This is a genomic window from Variovorax sp. YR216 (assembly GCF_900107745.1).
Taxonomy (GTDB): Bacteria; Pseudomonadota; Gammaproteobacteria; order Burkholderiales; family Burkholderiaceae_C; genus Variovorax.
The window spans coordinates 59,280-78,200 of record NZ_FNRO01000015.1 but is presented as its reverse complement, the minus strand read 5'-3'; the positions used below and the strand labels follow the sequence as shown (position 1 = coordinate 78,200).

The window sequence follows — 18,921 nt, the reverse complement described above, 5'->3', positions numbered from 1 at the left end:
GGCACCAGATGCACGTCAGCACACCACCGCTGGTCGAGACGCTCACCGAGGTCAACATCGCCGACCTTCTGGATTCGGTGGGCCTGTCGCGTCTTCATGGCACGCCTTTGCGCCACCTTTTCCGGCCGACGGCCCGCCGCTTTGCCTGGACGGCCCACGAGTTCGACACGCGCGTCGGCAGGGAGGGCCTTGCCCAGGGCAGTGCATGGTTGATGAGTCGCATGACGGCCGGCCTTGTCACATCGGACCTGGAGCGTGTCCCGGCGCAAGGGCCGCTGGTGGTGCTGGCAAACCACCCTGGAATGACCGACACGGTCGCACTCTTCACCAGTCTCGCGTTGCGGCCGGATCTTCGGGTGATGGCCTCGGATCGCCCGTTTCTCCGGGCCCTGCCGAATGTGGCGCAGCAGCTGATTCTTCTGCCTGAAAACGGGGCTGGCCACATGGCGGCCCTGCGGGGCGCCGCGAGGCATTTGCGGGAAGGAGGGGCGCTGTTGACCTTCCCGGCGGGAGACATAGAACCTGATCCCGCCACCTTCGGCCCGCAGCGGGCCGTTGCGTCATTGCAGAACTGGTCGGACAGTTTTGCCCTGTTCGCCCGATGGGTCCCACCGGTGCGATTCGTGCCTGCGCTGGTGAGCAATGTCATCTCGCCGGATGCGCAGAGGCACCCGCTCACCCTGTTGCGCCGGACGGCGCGCAACAGGGAGAAGCTGGCTGCCGCGATGCAGGTTGCGCTTCCTCGCTATCGCGGGCTGGTCGCCAGAGTCGCGTTCGGCCACCCGTCAAGCGCGGGACCGGACGGTGCCCGGGAACTCAGCGCATCCATTGCTGCGCAGATGCGCCATCTGATCCTCGCGGGCACCGCCTGCGAAGCGCAGGCTATCGCTGCACATCCACGTCGCGCGACTCCGGCAGCATCCACATCGCCCAGAGGCTGATCGCGCTCATGACCACCACATACCAGGCAGGCGCCATCGGATTCTTCGTCAGGGCCAGCAGCCAGGTGACGACGAACTGCGTGGTGCCGCCGAAGATCGACGTGCCGATCGCATAGACCAGCGAGAGGCCGGTGCTGCGCACCGCCATGGGCAGCAGCTCGGGCACCTGCACCAGCCCGGCGGTGCCGAACATGGCGGTGAGGGCGGCCAGCACGGCCGACACGGTGAGCAGCGTGGCGACGCTCGGCGCGCCGGCCAGCCACATGAAGAGTGGCACGATCAGCACCAGCAGGGCCAGGCGCGGAAGCATGTTGACCACGCGCCGGCCGTGGCGGTCGCACAGCACGCCGCCGACCAGGGCGAAGACGAAGGTCATCAGCCCGCCCATGAGCACGCTGCCCTGCGCGACGGCGGCGGGCAGCTTGAGCACCTGCACCGCGTAGGTCACCATGTAGTTGCCCACCTGCGAGGCCACCGCGGTCGAGGCCGTGGCGAGCACGCCCAGCAGCAGGATCCTGCGATGCTCGCGGAACACCGCGCCGACGATCGCCGCACCGCTGCGCTCCTGGCCGTGGCCGTGCGTTTCCGGCAGGCTGCGGCGGATGTAGAGGGCGATCGGCACCAGCGCCAGGCTCAGCAGGAAGGGCACACGCCAGCCCCACGACGCCAGCTGCTCCGGCGGCAGCGCGAGCGACAGACCCACGCCCAGGCATCCGCCCACGGCCACCGCGAGGCCCTGGCTCGCGATCTGCCAGCTCGAGTAGAAGCCGCGTTTCCCCTTGGGTGCGGCCTCGATCAGCAGGGCAGTGGCCGGCCCCACTTCGCCGCCGAGCGCGAGCCCCTGCAGCAGCCGGCAGAACACCACGATGATCGGCGCCGCGATGCCGATGCTGGCGTAGCCCGGCGTGGCGGCGAGGCCCAGGGTGCCGATGGTGATGAGCGCCACCGTCAGGATCATGGCCGGCTTGCGGCCCGCCTTGTCGGCAAAGGCGCCAATGAGCACCCCGCCCAGCGGCCGGGTGAAGAAGCCCACGCCGAAGGTCGCGACCGCCGCCATCAGGCTGCCGAACTCGCCGCTCACCGGGAAGAAGGTCTTGCCGATGTAGACCGCGAAGTAGGCGTAGATGACGAAGTCGTAGAACTCCAGCGCATTGCCGGCGACCGCGGCCGCGACCGCTTTCCGGCTGATGCGCGACGGCGCGGCGTCGTGGCTGGCGTTGCTTGGACGAAGGGCCTCTTGCACGGGGTTGGAACCGAGGGTGGTGGCGTTCATGGGTGTCCTGGGTGTGGAGTGTGCGTGGTGCGGATCGGCCGTGCCCAGTCAGCCTTGCGGCAGGCTGCCCGGCTGCAGGCCGTCGATGGCCTGCAGGCAGGCCTGGCGTCCCTGGTGCCAGATGGCCAGCTTCCAGGTCTCGGCGTCGGGATAGAAGGCGTCCTTGAGCGCCTGCTTGATATGCAGCGCCTGCATGCCGTCGTCGGCGCCGTGGCGATGCATCCAGTGCTCGGCGCGCAGCGCGGGCATCACGCGCTCGCTGGGATACGTGCCGAATTCCAGGCAGATGCCGAGATGCACGGCCTGCGCGCACTCCTCGAAGAGCGCCGTCTGGATGGGCCCCGTCATCGGGATGCTGGTCGAGCTGCCGGCGTGCACATCGGTGAGTTCGCCCCACCACTGCCGTGCGCGCGGCAGCACGCCGTTGTCGAAGCTCGCGAAGATGCGCTCGCCGACGCCATAAGGCCCGAGACCCGTGTGGATGTCGACCGAGGCGATCTCGCGCGCCTGCGTTCCGTAGTCGCGCAGGACGGCCCGGAAGGTGCGATTGCTCCAGGTGGGCGCGCGTCCGCCGAAGAACATGCCGTCGGCATGCGCATGCTGCCCGAGGCTGATGGCGCGCTGCAGTCCGCGCTCGCTGTGCTTGTCGCGATAGGCGGCCAGCGTGGCCTCGGCCTCGTGCGAAGGGGGCCACGCGGGCGGCAGGAGCGCGTCGTGGATCTCCCCATAGCCCGCATTCACGGGCAAGGGCTTGCCGAAATCGACGAAGTTGCGGTTCAGGTCGACGTTCTCCTGCGTCACGCGGCGCAGGTAGGAGAAGCCATACGGGTTGATCGCGTGGATGTGCAGCACCGCCGTGTCCGCGTGCGCGGGCGCTCCAAGGCGCAGCATGCCGGTCTGGACAGCCGATCCGCAGAAGCCCTCCACGCCATGCACGCCGCTGAGCACGACCAGCAGTCTGCTCGCATCGGCCGGGCCGTCGAGCACCACGTCCATCGCCAGGGTCTCGCCTTCGGCGCCCAGCAGGTCCAGCACGCGGCTGTCGACGGGCAGGCGGCGCGCCGCGGCAGCGCCCAGGAATTTCTGCCGCGCCGTGGCGTAGCTGGGGCTGAAGAGGTCGAGGGAGGCGGTGTGGTTCATGGCGGTCGTGAATGGATCAGGCGGCGAGCGCGGCAGGCATGCGGTCGGCCAGCAGGCCCAGCCGCTGCAACCGCTGTCGCTGCCGAGAGCGGCAGGCGGCGCCGAAGGCGCGGAAGATGGCTTGCGCCAGTGGGCAGTCGTCGATGCGCATCTCGGGGTGCCACTGCACTGCCAGTGCGAACGAGGGCGCGCCGTCGACGGAAAAGGCTTCGAGCAGCCCGTCGGGTGCCGTCGCCTCCACGCGCAGGCCCGCGCCGAGGCGCTCGATGCCCTGGTGGTGCAGCGAATTGACCGGCAGGCGGTGCTGAGTCAGAAGACCGGCCAGCACGCCCCCCGGTGCGATGTGGATGTCGTGGCTGTCGTCGTACCAGCGCTGGATCGGCCGGTCGTGGTCACCCTCGCGGTGATCGAGTCCGCCGTCCCGGGCGTGCACGGCGGCATCGAGCGTGCCGCCCCAGGCGACGTTCATCTCCTGGAAGCCGCGGCAGACGCCGAGCACCGGCACGCCGGCGGCAATCAACCGCGGCAGCAGCGGCAGCACGGTGGCATCGCGTTCGTGGTCGAGCAGTACGCTGTCCGGCAGGGCGGCGGCGCCATAGCGCTCAGGCGCGACATTGGAGGGGCTGCCGGTCAGCACGATGCCGTCGATGCCGTGGATCAGGCTGTCGGCGTCCATCGCCTGCGGTGCCGCGGGCAGCGCCAGGGGGAGGGCCGCGGCCAGTTCCGACACCGCGCGCACATAGCCGTGCAGCAGGGCATGCGCCGGGTGCTGGTGGCGTTCGATGCGGTCGGCGGCGATCGCCACCAGCGGGCGGCCTGAGAGGGTGGAAAAGGTGGAATCGGTCATGGTGTTCAGGGCCATTGCCGCGAGTCTAGGAATCGGTGACGATTGCGTAAATTGCAACTTTTTAGTCATCGGCTTGCAATATGTGCAAGTCATGGAGGCCGCCCCTTGAACACCCGCCAGTTGCGCCACTTCCTCGCCGTGATGGACCTGGGCTCGTTGGCCGCCGCTGCGGAAGCGGTGCACCTGAGCCCGCCCGCGCTTTCGCGCAGCCTGCGCGCACTCGAGGACGAATTGCGCGTCCCGCTGTTCGACCGGCAGGACCGGCGGCTGCGCCCCACGCCCTACGCCGTGACCTATGCCGAGCGGGCGCGGCGCATCGTGTTCGACGAGCGGGAGGGCGCGCGTTCGCTGGCGCTCATGCGTTCGGGTGAACTCGGATCCCTCTCCTTCGGCATGGGCTCGTCGATCGCCATGACCCTGCTCGGCCCCATGGTGCTCGAACTGCTGTCGGCGGCACCCGGCCTGCGCCTGAGCACGCTGGTGCAGAGCACCGACGTGCTGCTGGCCGCACTGCAGCGCGAGGAGCTCGACTTCTTCGTCGGCGACGTCCGCGCAGCCGACGCGGACAGCGGCGTGAGCGCCGAACCCGTCTACGACTGCACCTTCGGATGGTTCGGCAGGCGCGACCATCCGCTGGCCGGCGTTCCACGCATCGGGATCGGCGACCTGCAGCGCTATCCGCTGATCATGTCCGGCTACGCCAACGAGTCGCTGCTGCGCCGCATGGCGGTCCTGTACGAGCTGCCGCTGCCCCTGCAGCAGCATTTCGCCGCGAGCACGAACGACGTCTCCACCGTGCTGACGCTGCTCACGTCAAGCGATGCGATCGCGCCGTCGACCGATGTGGCCGTGATCTCCGCGCTGCGCGCGGGAACGCTCGTGCGGTTCGATGTGCAGCCCGCGCTCGACCTGGAATTGACGCTGGGGATCGTCGAGCACACCGGCCGCACACGGCTGCCGGCGGCCGAGCGCGCCTTCGAGGTCGTCAGGTCGCACTTCGCCGCGGTCAGGGAAGAAGTCGCCGCGCAGCGTTTGCGCGGATCGGCGCGCCGCCGGGCGAGCGGGCGCCGCGTGCCTCATTGATCGGGCGGCGGTTCGGGCGGCGTGTCGTCCGACGGCGTCGACATCTCGCGCATGAGCTGATCGATCTGGTCCGGCCGGAGGCTCTCGTCCGGTGCGAGCGTTGCCGGCGCGGTGCGCAGCCAGCGCGTGGTCGCGGGCCATGCGATCACCATGCCCATGACCAGCAGCAGCGCGACGAGGTAGGGCACGAGAACGGCAAGGACATTCCACGACCCCGGCCGGGGTGAGGTGTGGCCGCGCGCCAGCACCACCGCATAGCCGAAGGGCGGAAGCAGGAAGCCCGCCTGAAGCGCGAACAGCGCCAGTGTCGAGACCCACGCTGCATCGTCGACCTGCGCCAGCAGCGGCGGCATCACGATCGGCACGACCAGGAAGATCAGCTCGAACGCATCCAGCACGAAGGCGCAGGCCAGCAGCACGCCGAGCACGGTCAGCGTCGCGACCACCGGATGGCCCTGCAGCGATTGCATCAGTTGCACCGCGAGCCTGTCGGTGCCGAGCAGGCGCAGCAGCAGCGAGAAGCTGGTCGCGGCGACCAGCAAGGCGAACAGCGCACCGGTCAGCGACATGGCCTCGTCGAGCACCGTGCGGAGCAGCGCGCCGGTCAGTCTGCGCGACAGGACGCCCCAGCAGAGCAGCAGCATTCCCGCGGTGGCCGCCGCCTCGACCGCGCGCACTTGGCCGATCGCGACGAGCGAGAGCAGGACCAGGATGACCAGCGGCACCACGCCGAGCGCGATGCGCTCGCCGGTCGTCAGCGGCCCGGGCGACGCGCTTCGTGGCGCGCGCGGTGCGGTGAGCAGGATCAGCACCGCCCACAGCACCAGCAGCACGGCGCCGGGCAGCAGCGCCGCCTGAAGGATGTCCTGCGTGTTGACGATGCGGACGGCCGCGCCCGCATGCGGCAGGCCCATCGACTGCGCGAGGTTCACGCCCTCGGTGTGCGCCTGCAGCATCGCGTCGCCGAGCAGCAGCAGGACCAGCGAGGGCGGCACGATCACGCCCAGCGTGCTGGCGAGCGCCACCATCGCGGCGCGCCGGGCCGGCGCGCGGCCTTCGGCGGCCCATCTCGCGTCGGCGGTGCGCGCAAGCGTCATCAGGCTGGCGCCGACCGATCCGTTCATTGGCGCGAGCATCAGGCCGAGCCCGAGCCCTGCCAGCTCGGGCGCCGCGGAAGGCGCGCGCCGCCGCAATGCCCTGTCGAGCCCGCTGTAGAGGCTGTCGGCGAGCATCAGCCGATTCAGCAAGGCGCCGACCAGCGCATACAGCGCCAGCGCCTGCAGCAGGTCGCGATCGAGCAGGCCCACGATGCGGGCTGGCAGCGTGCCGAGCACGGCGGCGTCGATGGCGCCCGATGCCAGCCCCACCACGGTGCCGGCCGAGCACACGCCGAGCAGCACGGCGTAGGTCGGCCAGCCAGTGGTCATCATCAGCGCGAGCGCCAGCAGGAGCAGGGCGAGGCCGAACCAGCCCGTCGCCATCACGACGCCGCCGCCTCGCCGCGCAGTGCGCGCACGAGGTCGAGCGCGGCCTGGGCTGCCATCAGCAGGCCCATCAGCATCAGCGCGACCTTGATCATGAAATAGCCGGGGTTGAAGCTGTCCGGAAAGAGTTCGAGCGCGCGCACCGACTGGCCCACGGGGGGCGCCGCGCTGACCACGAGGAAGACGGCCCACGGAAGCACGCACAGCGGTGCGCCGATGCGGCGCAACCGCGCGAGGCCGCCCGCGCCGGACGGCGGGATGTCGGGCCGTGCGACGAGATGCGCGCCGCGCCGCCGTGCATGGTTGATTGCGACTGCGACATAGAGCGCGAACAGCCATTGCGCCAGGTCGTTCGCCTGGGTCGATCCCTTGCCGATCCAGTCGCGCAGCGGCCATTGAAGGAACAGCAGAAGCGTGATCGCCAGCGCCAGCGGCATCATCGCGACGCTGATGCCGTCCAGCAGGCGCTGCAGGCGTGAGCGGCCGTTCATCGAAAGGGTCTCCAGGCGGGTGAGGTGGCCGGCATCGTGCCATGCATGCCGGTGAAGGCCAAGCGCGTCGCCGTGCGCGTGCCCAATAGCGTCTGCTACGGGAACAGGGCTGGCATACTGCGCAAGTCGCGTCGGAAAAGGGCGCGATTAGAAATGGCTAAGACCGTTCGAACGGCGGGGACGACATCCGCCAAGTCAAGAACCACCAAGCGCAAGGTTGCTGGTGACGACCCGGCAACAAGTGCCGAAACCAAGAAGCAAGCAAAGAAGAAGGCCGTCAGCTCGGCGGCGTTGCTCGTCGAGGACGAGTTCAACAACTTGCGCTGGGCGCATCGCGCCTACGACTGCGTACAGAATTTCCTGGCGCCGCTCAACTCGCGGAACGTCGAGGAATTCTTGATCGAGCCCAGTGAGTTGACGGCCTTGATGGAGGTGATCAATGCAGAGGTGGGACGACGCATCCAGACGGTAGGAGAGGCGATTCACGCGGCGCGGAAGGTGCTGCACTGAAGTGTGGCGAGGCTTGGGCGCTCGTCGCGGACGCCCGGGCCGCTTCAAGTGCTCCGGTCGGCAGGTGCCGGTCGTGAAGGGGCGGGAACTCAGGTCGACTTACTCATCGTTGCCGACGGCCTCTGCAGGGCGAGGATGCAGGCAGAATCCCGCTTGCCGCGTTTTCCGGCAAGCGTTTGCCATGCAGCCTTCCCTGCCTGAATCGCCCGAATCTCCCACGCCTTCGCCTCGTGCGCGCCATCGCTGGCGCACGGTGGCTGCCTGGGCGGTCGCCGTCTCGCTGGCGCTGTCGCTGATCGCCCTCGCGAGCCAATGGGCCGTGAACCGCGAGGCGAACTTTCAGGCTGACTCGATCCGCCGCGCCCTGGAAGTCCATGTGCTGGGCCTGCGTGACGCAGCGGGCAAGTACAGCTACCTGCCGTTCACCGTGGCCAAGCATCCCGACGTGCTGGCGGCGCTGGCTCGCCCGCAAGACCCGGCAGCCCGACAGCGGGCGAACCACTACATCGAGGAAGTGAACCGCCTCGCCGGTTCCGAAGATCTCTACCTGATCGACCTGCAGGGCCTCACGCTGGCGGCCAGCAACTGGGCCACGTCCCACAGTTTCGTCGGCGAGTCCTATGCGAACCGGCCCTACTTCATCGACGCCCGCGCGGGGCGCAGCGGCCTGTTCTACGGCATTGGCCTGACCACCGGCGAGTCCGGGCTGTTCATCTCGGCGCCGGTGCGGTCCGCGGACGGTGAGGTGCACGGCGTGGTGGCGGTCAAGGTCAGCCTGCGCGAGTTGCAGGAGGCCTGGGCCTTCACGCGCGACCCCATCGTGCTGGCGGATGCGCGCGGCATCGTGTTCATGAGCTCGGTGCCATCGTGGATGTACCGGTCCAGACGCAGCCTCACTGCCCCCGAGCTGGAAGACTTGCAGCGCCACCGGCAATATGGCGACCGGTCCAGCTTCCCGGCACTGCCCTGGAAGGTCGACCGTGTCGAGGGAGAGCGCACGTACCTGGTGCGTGCCGACCTGGGCGGCAAGCCTGGGCGCTTCCTCGCAGTGGATGAGCCTCTGCCCGACCTGGGCGGCTGGACCCTGACGATGATGGCCGACCACGCAGAAGTCACCCGCGCCGGGGAGCGCACCTGGATGCTTGGGCTGCTGCTCGCCTGCGTGCTGACATTGGGTGGCCTGTACTGGCAGCTGCGCGAACGCCGCTTCGTCGAGCAGCGTGACGCGCGGCGTGACCTGGAGTTGCGCGTGCGCGAGCGCACCCATGCGCTCAACGAGGCCCATGCGTTCCGCAAGGCGATGGAGGATTCGCTCCTGGTAGGCATGCGCGCACGGGACCTCGAGGGCCGCATCATCTATGTCAATCCCGCCTTCTGCGAGATGACTGGCTACAGCGCCGACGAGCTGCTGGGCCGACTGCCGCCGTACCCCTACTGGAATCCTGCCGACTCGGCGCAGCACTGGCACTACTACGACGCCATGATGAGCGGCCAGCCCGCACGGTCGGGCTTCGAATCGCGCATCCGGCACCGCGACGGGCACGAGGTGATCACGATGGTCTACACCGCCGCGCTGATCGACGCCAATGGACAGCACAAGGGCTGGATGAGTTCGGTGGTGGACATCACCGAGCAGAAGCGATCGGAACTGCGCCAGCGCCAGAACGACGAGCAACTGCAGCACGCGCAGCGCCTTGCAAGCGTCGGAGAGATGGCGTCGACCCTGGCGCACGAGCTGAACCAGCCGCTGATGGCGCTGAGCAATTTCGCGAGTGCCGCCAAGGCCTTCGCGGAGCAGGGAAACCAGCCATTGCTGGTCAGCAGCCTGGACGAAGCCGTGGCGCAGGCCCAGCGCAGCGCCGAGATCGTGCGGCGCATTCGCGGCTTCGTGCGGCAACGTACCGTCGGCATGGAGGACTGTGCAGTGGCGGCCCTGGTGAATAACGCGCTGGCGCTGCTGCAAGGCGAGATGCGGCAGCGGCAGGCACGCGCCGAGGTCCGCGTGCCGGCCGAGCTGCCCAAGGTGCGCGGCGACCGTGTGCTGCTGGAACAGGTGCTGCTGAACCTGCTATCCAACGGCCTGCAAGCCATGCAGGACACGCCCCCGGAGCAACGGCTTGTGAAGGTCGAGGCCGAGGTCGTCGACGGGCGCATGCACATTCGTGTGGCCGACCAGGGGCCAGGCATCGACGATGCGTTGGCCGAGCAGGTGTTTGCGCCCTTCTTCACGACCAAGTCCGGCGGACTCGGGTTGGGCCTCAACATCTGTCGCACGATTGTCGAGGCCCACCGCGGCCGGCTTTCGTTTGCCAACCTGGTCGGTGGTGGCACAGTATTCACTGTCGAGTTGGAAATCGCACCCCCCTCATCCCCATGAATGCTCCTGCCAACAATCTGTGCATCGTGGACGACGACGAGGCGGTACGGCGCTCGTTGGGCTTGCTGCTGCTCTCGCGCGGCTACGCGGTGCAGACCTTTGCCTCGGGCGAGGCCTTCCTGGCGGATGCTGACCTCCACCGCGCGGGCTGCGTGGTCCTGGACCTGCGCATGGACGGCATCAGCGGGCTGCAGGTGCTCGATGCGCTGCGCGCGCAGGACAGCCCGATGGTCGTGATTTTCCTGTCCGGCCACGGTGACATTCCCATCGCGATCGAGGCAGTGCAGAACGGCGCCTTCGACTGGCTTGAAAAGCCCTGCAACGACGAGCGCCTGCTGGAAACCATTGCCAGGGCCTTGCAGAAGGCCGGAGAGATCGCCACCCGGCGGCAAGCAAGGAAGTCAGCGCAGGCGCTGTGGGCCAAGCTCACGCCGCGCGAGACCCAGGTGGCCCGGCTCGTCGCCGAAGGCAAGCCCAACAAGCAGATCGCCCTGGAGCTTGCGCCGTTGGAACAACGCACGGTGGAGACGCACCGCGCCCACGTGTTTGCCAAGCTGGGCCTTGCAAACAGCCACCAGCTCGACCGCTTCCTGCGAGAACACGGGTTGTAAGCCGTCTAGGTAGTTACCCTTGCGTACCGATACGTAGCCGCCCGACGATGGGCTACGGACGACAGTGCGGCGGTGGTCCGACACACTCGCCGGCACGGCTTCGCGCCACCTGGAGGCGAGCCCAAACAGAGACAAGGACCATCTTCCCATGACCGACATCGCCAGCGCGTCCACCCTCGGCGCGTCAAGCCCGAGCAGGACCACCAGCGTCAACGACACGCCATACACCTTCGAGGAAAGTCGCAAGCGCATCTTCGCCATCTTTGCCGCCTCCTCGGGCAATCTGGTCGAATGGTTCGATTTCTACATCTACGCCTTCTGCGCCATCTATTTCGCGCCGGCGTTCTTCCCCAAGTCGGACCCGACCGTGCAGTTGCTGAACACGGCTGGCGTGTTCGCCGCGGGTTTCCTGATGCGCCCGGTCGGCGGCTGGCTGTTCGGTCGCCTGGCCGACCGCAAGGGCCGCAAGGCTTCGATGGTCGTCTCGGTGATGATGATGTGCGCGGGCTCGCTGATCATTGCCTGCTTGCCCACGTACGCGGCCATCGGCACTGCCGCGCCGGTGCTCCTGCTGGCCGCACGGCTGCTGCAGGGCCTGTCGGTTGGCGGCGAATACGGCACCACCGCCACCTACATGAGCGAGGTGGCGATGCGCGGCCGGCGCGGCTTCTTCTCCTCGTTCCAATACGTCACCCTGATCGGCGGCCAGTTGCTCGCAGTGGTGGTCGTCGTGGTTCTGCAGCAGATGCTCGACGAAGCCGAGCTCAAGAGCTGGGGCTGGCGCATTCCCTTCGTGCTGGGCGCCGTCGCGGCCGTGGTCGCGCTCATGCTGCGCCGCACGCTGACCGAGACCGCGAGCCACAAGACGCGCGCCGCCAAGGGCGCGGGCACGATGCGCGAACTGTTCACGCATCACAAGCGCGCCTTCTTCATGGTGCTGGGCTATACGGCAGGCGGCTCGCTGATCTTCTACACCTTCACCACCTACATGCAAAAGTACCTGGTGAACTCGGCCGGCATGTCGATCAAGACCGCCAGCAATGTGATGACGGCTTGTCTGTTCATCTACATGTGCATGCAGCCGCTGTTCGGTGCGCTGTCGGATCGCATCGGCCGGCGCAGCAACATGCTGCTGTTCGGTGCGCTGGGGGTGATGATGACGGTGCCGGTGCTCACCAGCCTGCAGGGCGTCGGCAGCCCGCTGGTCGCCGGGGTGCTGATCACCGTCGCGCTGGCAGTTGTCAGCCTGTACACGTCGATCAGCGGAATCGTGAAGGCGGAGATGTTCCCACCTGAAGTGCGGGCCCTGGGCGTGGGCCTTTCCTATGCGTTGGGCAATGCCATCTTCGGCGGGTCCGCGGAATACGTGGCGCTCGGGCTCAAGTCGATCGGGCTCGAGTCGTACTTCTACTGGTACGTGACGGCGATGATGGGGATCGTGTTCGTCGTCAGCTTGCTCTTGCCGCGGCAGGCGACGTATCTGCGTCACGACAAATAGGACAAGTCGACACGGCACGGGCGTCGCCTGTCGCGAAACGCTTCCGGCAGGCCGATCTGCGCGCTCTCCGTCGCCCACGGTCACGAAAGCCCTGTACAAAGCGCGGATGTCATCCACTCCCCGGCTTCGCGTGCATGGTCTTCGTTCCGCGTTGGCGGGGCCGTTCGACCTCCATGTCGACGCCGGGGAATGCGTGGTGCTCATGGGCAAGTCCGGTGCCGGGAAGACGGTGCTGCTGAGATTGATCGCGGACCTCGATCCGCCACGGGCGGGGGTGGTCGAACTGGACGGTGCCCCCCGCGAACGGCTGAGCGGGCCGGGCTGGCGCCGACGGGTCATCTACCAGCCCGCCGAGCCGGCATGGTGGTCGCCGGTCGTCAGCCAGCACTTCGAGGGCGCCCACACCGACAAGGTGCGGTCGATGGTCGCCGCGCTGGGGCTGCCCGGCGCCATCCTCGACGCGGAACTCATGCATCTGTCGACAGGGGAGCGCCAGCGCCTGGCCCTGGTCAGGTCGCTGTCGCGCAGTCCGTCGGTGCTCCTTCTGGACGAGCCCACCGCATCGCTCGACCAGACATCCACCCTGGCCTACGAGACATTGCTGGGCGAGGAGACGGCGAAAGGAACCGCAGTCCTCTGGGTCACCCATTCGGAGGAGCAGGCCGGGCGCGTCGGGCATCGCTGCCTGACCGTGGCCGACCGGGCCCTGCAGAGCGCATGAACGTCATCCACCTGCAATTCACCGACATCGCGCTGGCGGCCACGCTGGTGTTCGCGAATGCCATCGCGTCGATGGTCCTGCAGTTGCGCGTGCATCGCCAGGTGCTTTGGGCGGCCGTGCGGATGGTGGTGCAGCTGCTGCTGGTCGGCTACGTGCTCAGGCTGGTGTTCCAGTCCCAATCGCCCGGCTTCACCGTGCTCGTGGCCGCGGTGATGATGGCCGCCGCAGCGCGGGAAGTGGCGGTGCGTCCGGAATGGCGCTTGCGCAAGGGCGGCAACTACGGCATCGCAGCGGCCACGGTGTCCGTGTCCAGCGTGGCGACGGTGGTGCTCGCCTTGCTCACCGCGATCCGGCCCGAGCCGTGGCACGACCCGCGCTACGCGATTCCGCTGCTGGGCATCGTGCTCGGCAGCGTGCTCAATTCCGCGAGCCTGGGGCTCGACAGCTTCTTCGATGGCGTGGCGGTGCGGCGGACCGCGATCGAGGCGCGGCTTGCGTTGGGGGACACCATCCACGAGGCGCTGCGCGAACTGGTGCGCACGTCGATCCGGCGCGGCATCATTCCGATCATCAACCAGATGTCGGCCGCGGGCATCATCACCTTGCCGGGGATCATGACCGGGCAGTTGCTCGCCGGCATGGACCCGGTCGAATCGGCGAAGTACCAGATCCTGCTGCTGCTGTTGCTGACAGGCGCCGGCGCCTTGGCCTCGATCGGATCGGTGCTGCTGGCAGCACGCATGATCACCGACGACCGCCAGCGCCTGCGCATGGACCGGCTGGTCCATGCAAGGGCGGCCAGGTTGCGGGCATGAGGGCGGGCGTATTCGTATTCATACGTCCGTAAGATTTCCCGGTCATGATGGCGGCAGACAGTTCGCAGGCGCTGGTAGAGGGCGCTTCGGCGCTGGTCCTGAAGGATCGGTTCCCTCGATGCCTCGAACTGTCCCCACCGCCGCGAATCCCCTGCGGCGCGTCATATGATCGGGCGCCATCGCGTGCCGGTCTTCCCATCAATGAAAGTCATCGATTTCCTCTGGATCCTCAGCGGCGTGCTGCTGAACGCAGCGGCCCAGCTGCTTCTGAAGGCCGGCGCCAACAGCGTCGGCGAAATCAACATGTCGGCCGGCGCGAGCGCGCTCTGGCGCACCGCGACGGGCCTTGCGATGCATCCCGGCATCCTCGGCGGACTGGCCTGCTATGCCATCAGCGTGGTCGTGTGGATCGTCGCGCTGTCGCGCGTGGAAGTGAGCGTCGCCTATCCGATGCTGTCGATCGGCTACGTCGTCAACGCACTGCTCGCGTGGTGGCTGTTCGGCGAGAGCGTCGGGCTCCAGCGCTGGCTGGGCATCGGCGTGATCATCATCGGCGTGATCCTGGTGGCGCGCAGCGGGCATTCGGCATAGCGCCACCCAGGGCTGGAAGCCTTCGCGCAGCGGCTAGTCGAGCGTGATGCCGGCCTTGCGCGTGACGCCGCGCCAGCGGGACAAGTCCGCCTCGAGCTCGGTGCGAAATTCGGCCGGGCTGTTCAACACCGGTTCCACGCCTCGCGCGGTGAGGCCCTTGCGGGACTCCGCATCGTTGAAGCCTTGTTCCAGCGCGGCACTGAGCTGCAGCGCGATGGTGCTGTCGAGCCTGGGCGGCGCCAGGACGCCGAACCATGTCGTGGGGCTGTAGTCGGTCAGCCCCGCTTCGCGCATGGTCGGGATGTCCGGCGCGGCAGGAGAGCGCGCTTGGCCGGTCACGGCCAGGGCGCGCAACTGTCCGCTCTGGATGAAGGGCAGGGACGAGGGCAGCGTGTCGAAATACGCCTGCACCTGTCCGCCGATCAGGTCGGTGATGACCTGCCCGCTTCCCTTGTACGGTATGTGCCGAAGCTGGCTGGCACCCGTGGTCTGCACGAAGAGTTCGCCCGCCATGTGCGTGATGTTGCCGATACCGGCCGAGCCGTAGGGCACGGGTTCCTTGCTGGCCTTGACGTAGCTGACGAACTCGCCCACCGATCTCGCCGGCAGCCTGGGATTGACGACCAGCACCAGCGGCGTGAAGCCGACCATGCTGATGGGGGTGAAGTCCCGCAAGGGGTCGTAGGGCGGCTTCGCCACCAGCACCGGGCTGATGGACTGGCTCGCGGTCACGCCCAGGAGCAGCGTGTAGCCGTCCGCCGCCGAGCGCGCCACGTCGGCCGCGGCGATCATGCCGTTGGCGCCCGCCTTGTTCTCCACGACCACGTTGCCGCCCAGCGTCTGGCTCATGCGCTGGGCGACGAGCCGGCCCACGAAATCAGCGCCGCCGGCCGGCGGGAAGCCGATCACCAGGCGGACCGGGCGCTCGGGATACGCGGCCGCCTGTGCGGGAAAGCCGGCCGCCCCGATCAGGCAGGACAGGCCGCCGAGCAGGGCACCTCTGCGGGTGATGAGAGGGTTCACGTATGTCTCCTTGTTCGAGCATGGTGCCCGCTGTCTTGCGTCCTGTCTCGCGCCTCTCAGGCGGCCTCGCGGACCGGCGCCCAGCCGAATGAGCCGGGCTTGGCCGCGACCACGGCGCCGGATGCCAGCAAGGCGTCGCGCTGTGCACTGGTGACGCCTGCTGCAGCGAGGACTTCCAGCGTGTGTTCGCCCAGTTCGGCCGGCGGCAGGGTCTGCACGCCGTCGGTGGCCGCGTGCAGGCGCGGGAACTCCGGTGCCTGGAAATCCAGGCCGCGGTAGCGCAGCGCGCGGGTCTTGCCCGGCTGTTGTGCCTGCGGCGCGTCGAGCACGCGCTCCAGCGGCAGCACTTCGGTGCAGCCCACGCCCGCTGCCTTGAGGCGCGCGACCACGTCGTCGAACCGGTGCGGCGAGATCGCGCGCCGGACAATTTCCTCGACCTGTTCGCGAGCCTTCTTGCGCAAACGCAGCGTGGCCAGCGCGGGATCTCCTGCCTGCGGCAGACCCATGGCTTCGCAGAACTTGAGCCAGTGCCCGTCGGTGAGCATCAGCAGATAGATCCAGCGCTCGTCCGCGGTGCGGTACGCGCCATAGCCCGGCATGCTGAACTCGCCATGTGGCTCGCGCTCGGGGCGCCCGAGCAGCTGCGTCTTGAGCTGCACCCCGACCAGGTCGCGCGACGCGACATGCAGTCCGGTTTCATACAGGCCGATCTCCACGTGGCCCGGAGCGCTCTCCTGCCGGGGCTGAAGCATCGACGCCAGGATCCCGATCACGGCATACGCGCCGGCGAATTGATCGTGGTACGAGGGGCCGAGGCGGCTCGGCCGGCCGTCGATGCGGTTGGCATCCATCACGCCGGTGGCGGCTTCCGCGACGGGGTTCGATGCGAGGTCGTCTTCCTGCGGCCCGGCGGCATAGCCGCGGATGTGGCAGTAGATGAGCGCGGGGTTGATCTTTGCGCAGGCTTCCCGCGTCACGCCCAGCTTGCGGGCCGCGCGCGGGGCGAGGTTGTGGACCAGCGCATCGGCGCCGGCAAGCAGCGCATGCAGCGCGGCCTGCCCGTCGGGCTTCGACAGGTCGATGCAGACGCTCTTCTTGCCGTGGCTGTAGGCGATGAAGGTGCCGCTCGGGCCGCCGCGCACCAGGCTGCGCGTGGGGTCGCCCGCGGGCGGCTCGACCTTGATCACCTCCGCACCCAGCTGGGAAAGGATGTGTGTGGCAAAGGGGGCGGCCAGCATCGTGCCGAGTTCGATGACGCGCTTGCCGGCGAGGGGCGGATGGCTCATGGCTTCGTTTGGACTCCTTGAGAATGCATTCTATAAGTGCAGTTCTGGCCGAGAAATGCGAAATTACACAGGAAAACCCTAAGACATCGACCAATGATGCAACTTATAGAATGCATTCTTGAGCGGTTCGAAACGATTCTTTCCTTCCAGTTCAGGAGACAACCATGCGTAGAAGGACTTTTCTCTCCACCGGGGTCGCGGCGGCATCGGTGGGGCTGCCCACCTGGGCGCTTGCGCAGCAGGCCTCGCCGGGCATCGACACGGCGACGAAGACCGTGACGGTCGGCGCCTTCACCCCGGTCACCGGGCCGGTGCCCTTCTACACAATCCTCACGCACGCGGCGGAGGCCTGCTTCAAGTGGGCCAACGAGACCAACGCCCTCGACGGGTGGAAGATCAACTACGTCACCTATGACGACGGCTACGAGCCCGCGCGCAGCGTGGCGGTCACGCGCCGGCTCGTGGAAGAGAACAAGGTCTTCGCGCTCGCAGCGCCCGTGGGCACCGCGCAATCGGTCGCGGTGATTCCCTATGCCAAGGAAGTGGGCCTGCCGATGATCGGCCCGATCGGCGGTGCCACCGCGCTGTTCGCCGAGCGGCTCGTCTTCCCGCTTCTGCCGGACTACGGCTGGTCAGCCGCGGCCAACCTGGACTACGCGCTCGGCGACCTCAAGGCAGGCCGCGTGGCGCTCCTCTGGGAAAACGACGAGCTGGGCCGTTCGGCCAAGCGCGGCTTCGACCTGCACCTGGAAACCGTGAAGAAGGAAGCGGCCGAGTCCATTCCCTTCGAGGTGCGCAACACCGACTTCACGCCGCATGTCCGCCGGCTGGCCAATGCGAAGGCGGAAGTGGTCATCCTCTTCGGCTCCAACGCCAATCTCGCGGCGGCGTTGAAGGCCGCCGATCGCGTCGGCTACCAGGCCAAGTGGATGGCGCCCTTCTTCACCGCCGACCCGACCACCCGCAAGCTGGCCGGCAATCTCCTCGACGGGACCTACTTCTCGTCGTGGCTGATGCCGGTCACGGCGGACGACGCCGACATCAAGGCCTACCGCGAGCAGGTCGCGAAGCATTTCCCGGCCGACCCCATCGGCGTCTTCGGCCTCAATGGCTGGAGCAACGGCGCCCTCTTCGTGAAGGGCTTCAAGACGCTGCTGGCCAGCGGCAAGCCACTCACCCGCGCCAGCCTGGTGGATGTGATGGAGACCCTGACCGACCAGACCGTGGGCGGTGCGCGCGGCGTGAGCTTCAAGCCCGGCGACCACCGCGGCGCACGCCAGGAAGCCATCATCCAGGCCGCGCCCGATGGCAGTTTCAAGATGGTGCGGGACTTCCGGCCTTATCCGGCCGCCGTCTTCGACGCCAGGATCTCGTGAGGTGCGACCGTTGACTGCTTCCTACGAAAGCTGGATCGGCCGCGAAGAGGAGCGCACCGAGCGCATCTCCGTCCATGCCGTCGAGACCATGGCGGCCACGCTCGATCTCGAAAGCAGCCCGCGCCTGGGCGATGCGCTCCCGCCGGGCTGGCAATGGATGTTCTTCAACCCCGCAGTGCCGCGCCGCGGACTCGGCACGGACGGTCATCCGCGCCGGGGCGGCTTCCTGCCGCCAATCGAGCTGCCGCGACGCATGTGGGCGGGCAGCCGCATCCGATACCTCGCGGACCTGCCGGTGGGCTCGGCCGCGACAAGAAAGAGCCGTATCCAGAAGGTGGAGAACAAGGTCGGCAAGCGGGGCTCGCTCTGGTTCGTCACGGTGCAGCACACCACGCAATGCGAAGGGGTGGACTGCATCGTCGAAGAGCAGGACATCGTCTACCGCGAGGCAACGCCCCCGGGGGCCGCGATGCCGGCGCCGGCACGCCACGACGATGTCGCGCAGTGGGGCCGCGAGGTCGTGCCCGACACCACGCTGCTGTTCCGCTATTCGGCGCTGACCTTCAACGGCCACCGCATTCACTACGACCAGGCCTATGCGCGCAACGAAGAAGGCTATCCGGACCTGGTGGTGCACGGCCCGCTGACCGCGACCCTCCTGCAAGGGCTGGCGCTGGAGCATGGCGGCGGACGCGCGCTCGCGAGCTTCGAGTTCCGCGGCGTCAACCCGCTGTTCGTCTCGCATCCGTTCCGCGTGGAAGGCCGCGAGGACGAGGGCGGAGCGCTCGCGCTCTGGGCCCGCGGACCCGCCGGCGAGCTCGCCATGTCGGCCACAGCGTCCTTCCGCTGATACG

The 18,921-nt window shown here is 68.2% G+C and carries 18 protein-coding genes; 11 read left to right on the top strand and 7 right to left on the bottom strand.

What is annotated here, in order from left to right; all coding sequences use genetic code 11:
• Nucleotides 1-8 precede the first annotated feature (8 nt).
• Nucleotides 9-941: a 1-acyl-sn-glycerol-3-phosphate acyltransferase gene (locus tag BLW05_RS27180; RefSeq protein WP_093166687.1), complete on the top strand. Its 933-nt coding sequence runs from the start codon at nucleotides 9-11 to the stop codon at nucleotides 939-941.
• Here BLW05_RS27180 and BLW05_RS27175 read toward each other — a convergent pair.
• From BLW05_RS27175 to BLW05_RS27165, 3 genes are read right to left on the bottom strand one after another with little or no spacing between them, the layout of a single operon-like run.
• Nucleotides 883-2,214, bottom strand: a complete 1,332-nt coding sequence (locus BLW05_RS27175) for an MFS transporter (RefSeq protein WP_093166686.1) — start codon at nucleotides 2,212-2,214, stop codon at nucleotides 883-885. The genes BLW05_RS27180 and BLW05_RS27175 overlap by 59 nt on opposite strands.
• A 48-nt stretch (nucleotides 2,215-2,262) precedes the next feature.
• Nucleotides 2,263-3,354 (bottom strand): M14 family metallopeptidase, encoded by a 1,092-nt coding sequence (locus tag BLW05_RS27170; RefSeq protein WP_093166685.1) that lies wholly within the window; start codon nucleotides 3,352-3,354, stop codon nucleotides 2,263-2,265.
• Between the two features lie 16 nt (nucleotides 3,355-3,370).
• On the bottom strand, nucleotides 3,371-4,201 hold the full coding sequence (locus tag BLW05_RS27165; RefSeq protein ID WP_093166777.1) for a gamma-glutamyl-gamma-aminobutyrate hydrolase family protein: 831 nt from the start codon (nucleotides 4,199-4,201) through the stop codon (nucleotides 3,371-3,373).
• Nucleotides 4,202-4,306: 105 nt separating this feature from the next.
• Between BLW05_RS27165 and BLW05_RS27160 the strand changes: the two genes are divergently transcribed.
• Nucleotides 4,307-5,284, top strand: coding sequence for a LysR family transcriptional regulator (locus BLW05_RS27160; RefSeq protein WP_093166684.1), 978 nt, complete (start codon nucleotides 4,307-4,309; stop codon nucleotides 5,282-5,284).
• Here BLW05_RS27160 and BLW05_RS27155 read toward each other — a convergent pair.
• Both BLW05_RS27155 and BLW05_RS27150 read right to left on the bottom strand, forming a co-directional pair.
• A complete protein-coding gene (locus tag BLW05_RS27155; RefSeq protein WP_093166683.1) occupies nucleotides 5,278-6,765 on the bottom strand; it encodes a TRAP transporter large permease subunit in 1,488 nt (495 codons plus the stop codon). The genes BLW05_RS27160 and BLW05_RS27155 overlap by 7 nt on opposite strands.
• Nucleotides 6,765-7,259, bottom strand: coding sequence for a C4-dicarboxylate ABC transporter substrate-binding protein (locus tag BLW05_RS27150; RefSeq protein WP_143044933.1), 495 nt, complete (start codon nucleotides 7,257-7,259; stop codon nucleotides 6,765-6,767). Before BLW05_RS27150 ends, BLW05_RS27155 begins: the two co-directional genes overlap by 1 nt.
• Nucleotides 7,260-7,304: 45 nt before the next feature.
• Between BLW05_RS27150 and BLW05_RS27145 the strand changes: the two genes are divergently transcribed.
• From BLW05_RS27145 to BLW05_RS27115, 7 genes are all read left to right on the top strand, one after another.
• Complete coding sequence (locus tag BLW05_RS27145) at nucleotides 7,305-7,769, top strand: hypothetical protein (RefSeq protein WP_093166682.1); 465 nt, start codon at nucleotides 7,305-7,307, stop codon at nucleotides 7,767-7,769.
• A 181-nt stretch (nucleotides 7,770-7,950) separates the two neighbouring features.
• Nucleotides 7,951-10,146 carry a PAS domain S-box protein gene (locus tag BLW05_RS27140; RefSeq protein WP_093166681.1) on the top strand — a complete coding sequence of 732 codons (2,196 nt, stop codon included), beginning with the start codon at nucleotides 7,951-7,953 and terminating at the stop codon, nucleotides 10,144-10,146.
• Nucleotides 10,143-10,757, top strand: coding sequence for a response regulator transcription factor (locus tag BLW05_RS27135; protein WP_093166680.1), 615 nt, complete (start codon nucleotides 10,143-10,145; stop codon nucleotides 10,755-10,757). The genes BLW05_RS27140 and BLW05_RS27135 overlap by 4 nt, the downstream gene beginning before the upstream one ends.
• Before the next feature lie 148 nt (nucleotides 10,758-10,905).
• Complete coding sequence (locus tag BLW05_RS27130; RefSeq protein WP_093166679.1) at nucleotides 10,906-12,255, top strand: MFS family transporter; 1,350 nt, start codon at nucleotides 10,906-10,908, stop codon at nucleotides 12,253-12,255.
• Between the two features lie 106 nt (nucleotides 12,256-12,361).
• On the top strand, nucleotides 12,362-12,976 hold the full coding sequence (locus BLW05_RS27125; RefSeq protein ID WP_093166678.1) for an ABC transporter ATP-binding protein: 615 nt from the start codon (nucleotides 12,362-12,364) through the stop codon (nucleotides 12,974-12,976).
• Nucleotides 12,973-13,791 carry an ABC transporter permease gene (fetB, locus tag BLW05_RS27120; RefSeq protein ID WP_093166677.1) on the top strand — a complete coding sequence of 273 codons (819 nt, stop codon included), beginning with the start codon at nucleotides 12,973-12,975 and terminating at the stop codon, nucleotides 13,789-13,791. Before BLW05_RS27125 ends, fetB begins: the two co-directional genes overlap by 4 nt.
• A 201-nt stretch (nucleotides 13,792-13,992) precedes the next feature.
• Nucleotides 13,993-14,382: an SMR family transporter gene (locus BLW05_RS27115; RefSeq protein WP_093166676.1), complete on the top strand. Its 390-nt coding sequence runs from the start codon at nucleotides 13,993-13,995 to the stop codon at nucleotides 14,380-14,382.
• Between the two features lie 33 nt (nucleotides 14,383-14,415).
• Here the strand turns inward: BLW05_RS27115 and BLW05_RS27110 are convergent, their stop codons facing one another.
• Both BLW05_RS27110 and BLW05_RS27105 read right to left on the bottom strand, forming a co-directional pair.
• On the bottom strand, nucleotides 14,416-15,405 hold the full coding sequence (locus BLW05_RS27110; protein ID WP_093166675.1) for a Bug family tripartite tricarboxylate transporter substrate binding protein: 990 nt from the start codon (nucleotides 15,403-15,405) through the stop codon (nucleotides 14,416-14,418).
• Between the two features lie 56 nt (nucleotides 15,406-15,461).
• Nucleotides 15,462-16,691 (bottom strand): CaiB/BaiF CoA transferase family protein, encoded by a 1,230-nt coding sequence (locus BLW05_RS27105; RefSeq protein ID WP_093166674.1) that lies wholly within the window; start codon nucleotides 16,689-16,691, stop codon nucleotides 15,462-15,464.
• A gap of 164 nt (nucleotides 16,692-16,855) precedes the next feature.
• Here BLW05_RS27105 and BLW05_RS27100 point away from each other — a divergent pair, with 164 nt between their 5' ends.
• A complete protein-coding gene (locus BLW05_RS27100) occupies nucleotides 16,856-18,067 on the top strand; it encodes an ABC transporter substrate-binding protein (RefSeq protein ID WP_093166673.1) in 1,212 nt (403 codons plus the stop codon).
• Between the two features lie 10 nt (nucleotides 18,068-18,077).
• Nucleotides 18,078-18,917 (top strand): HTD2 family dehydratase, encoded by an 840-nt coding sequence (locus tag BLW05_RS27095; protein WP_256330521.1) that lies wholly within the window; start codon nucleotides 18,078-18,080, stop codon nucleotides 18,915-18,917.
• Nucleotides 18,918-18,921: the final 4 nt, after the last annotated feature.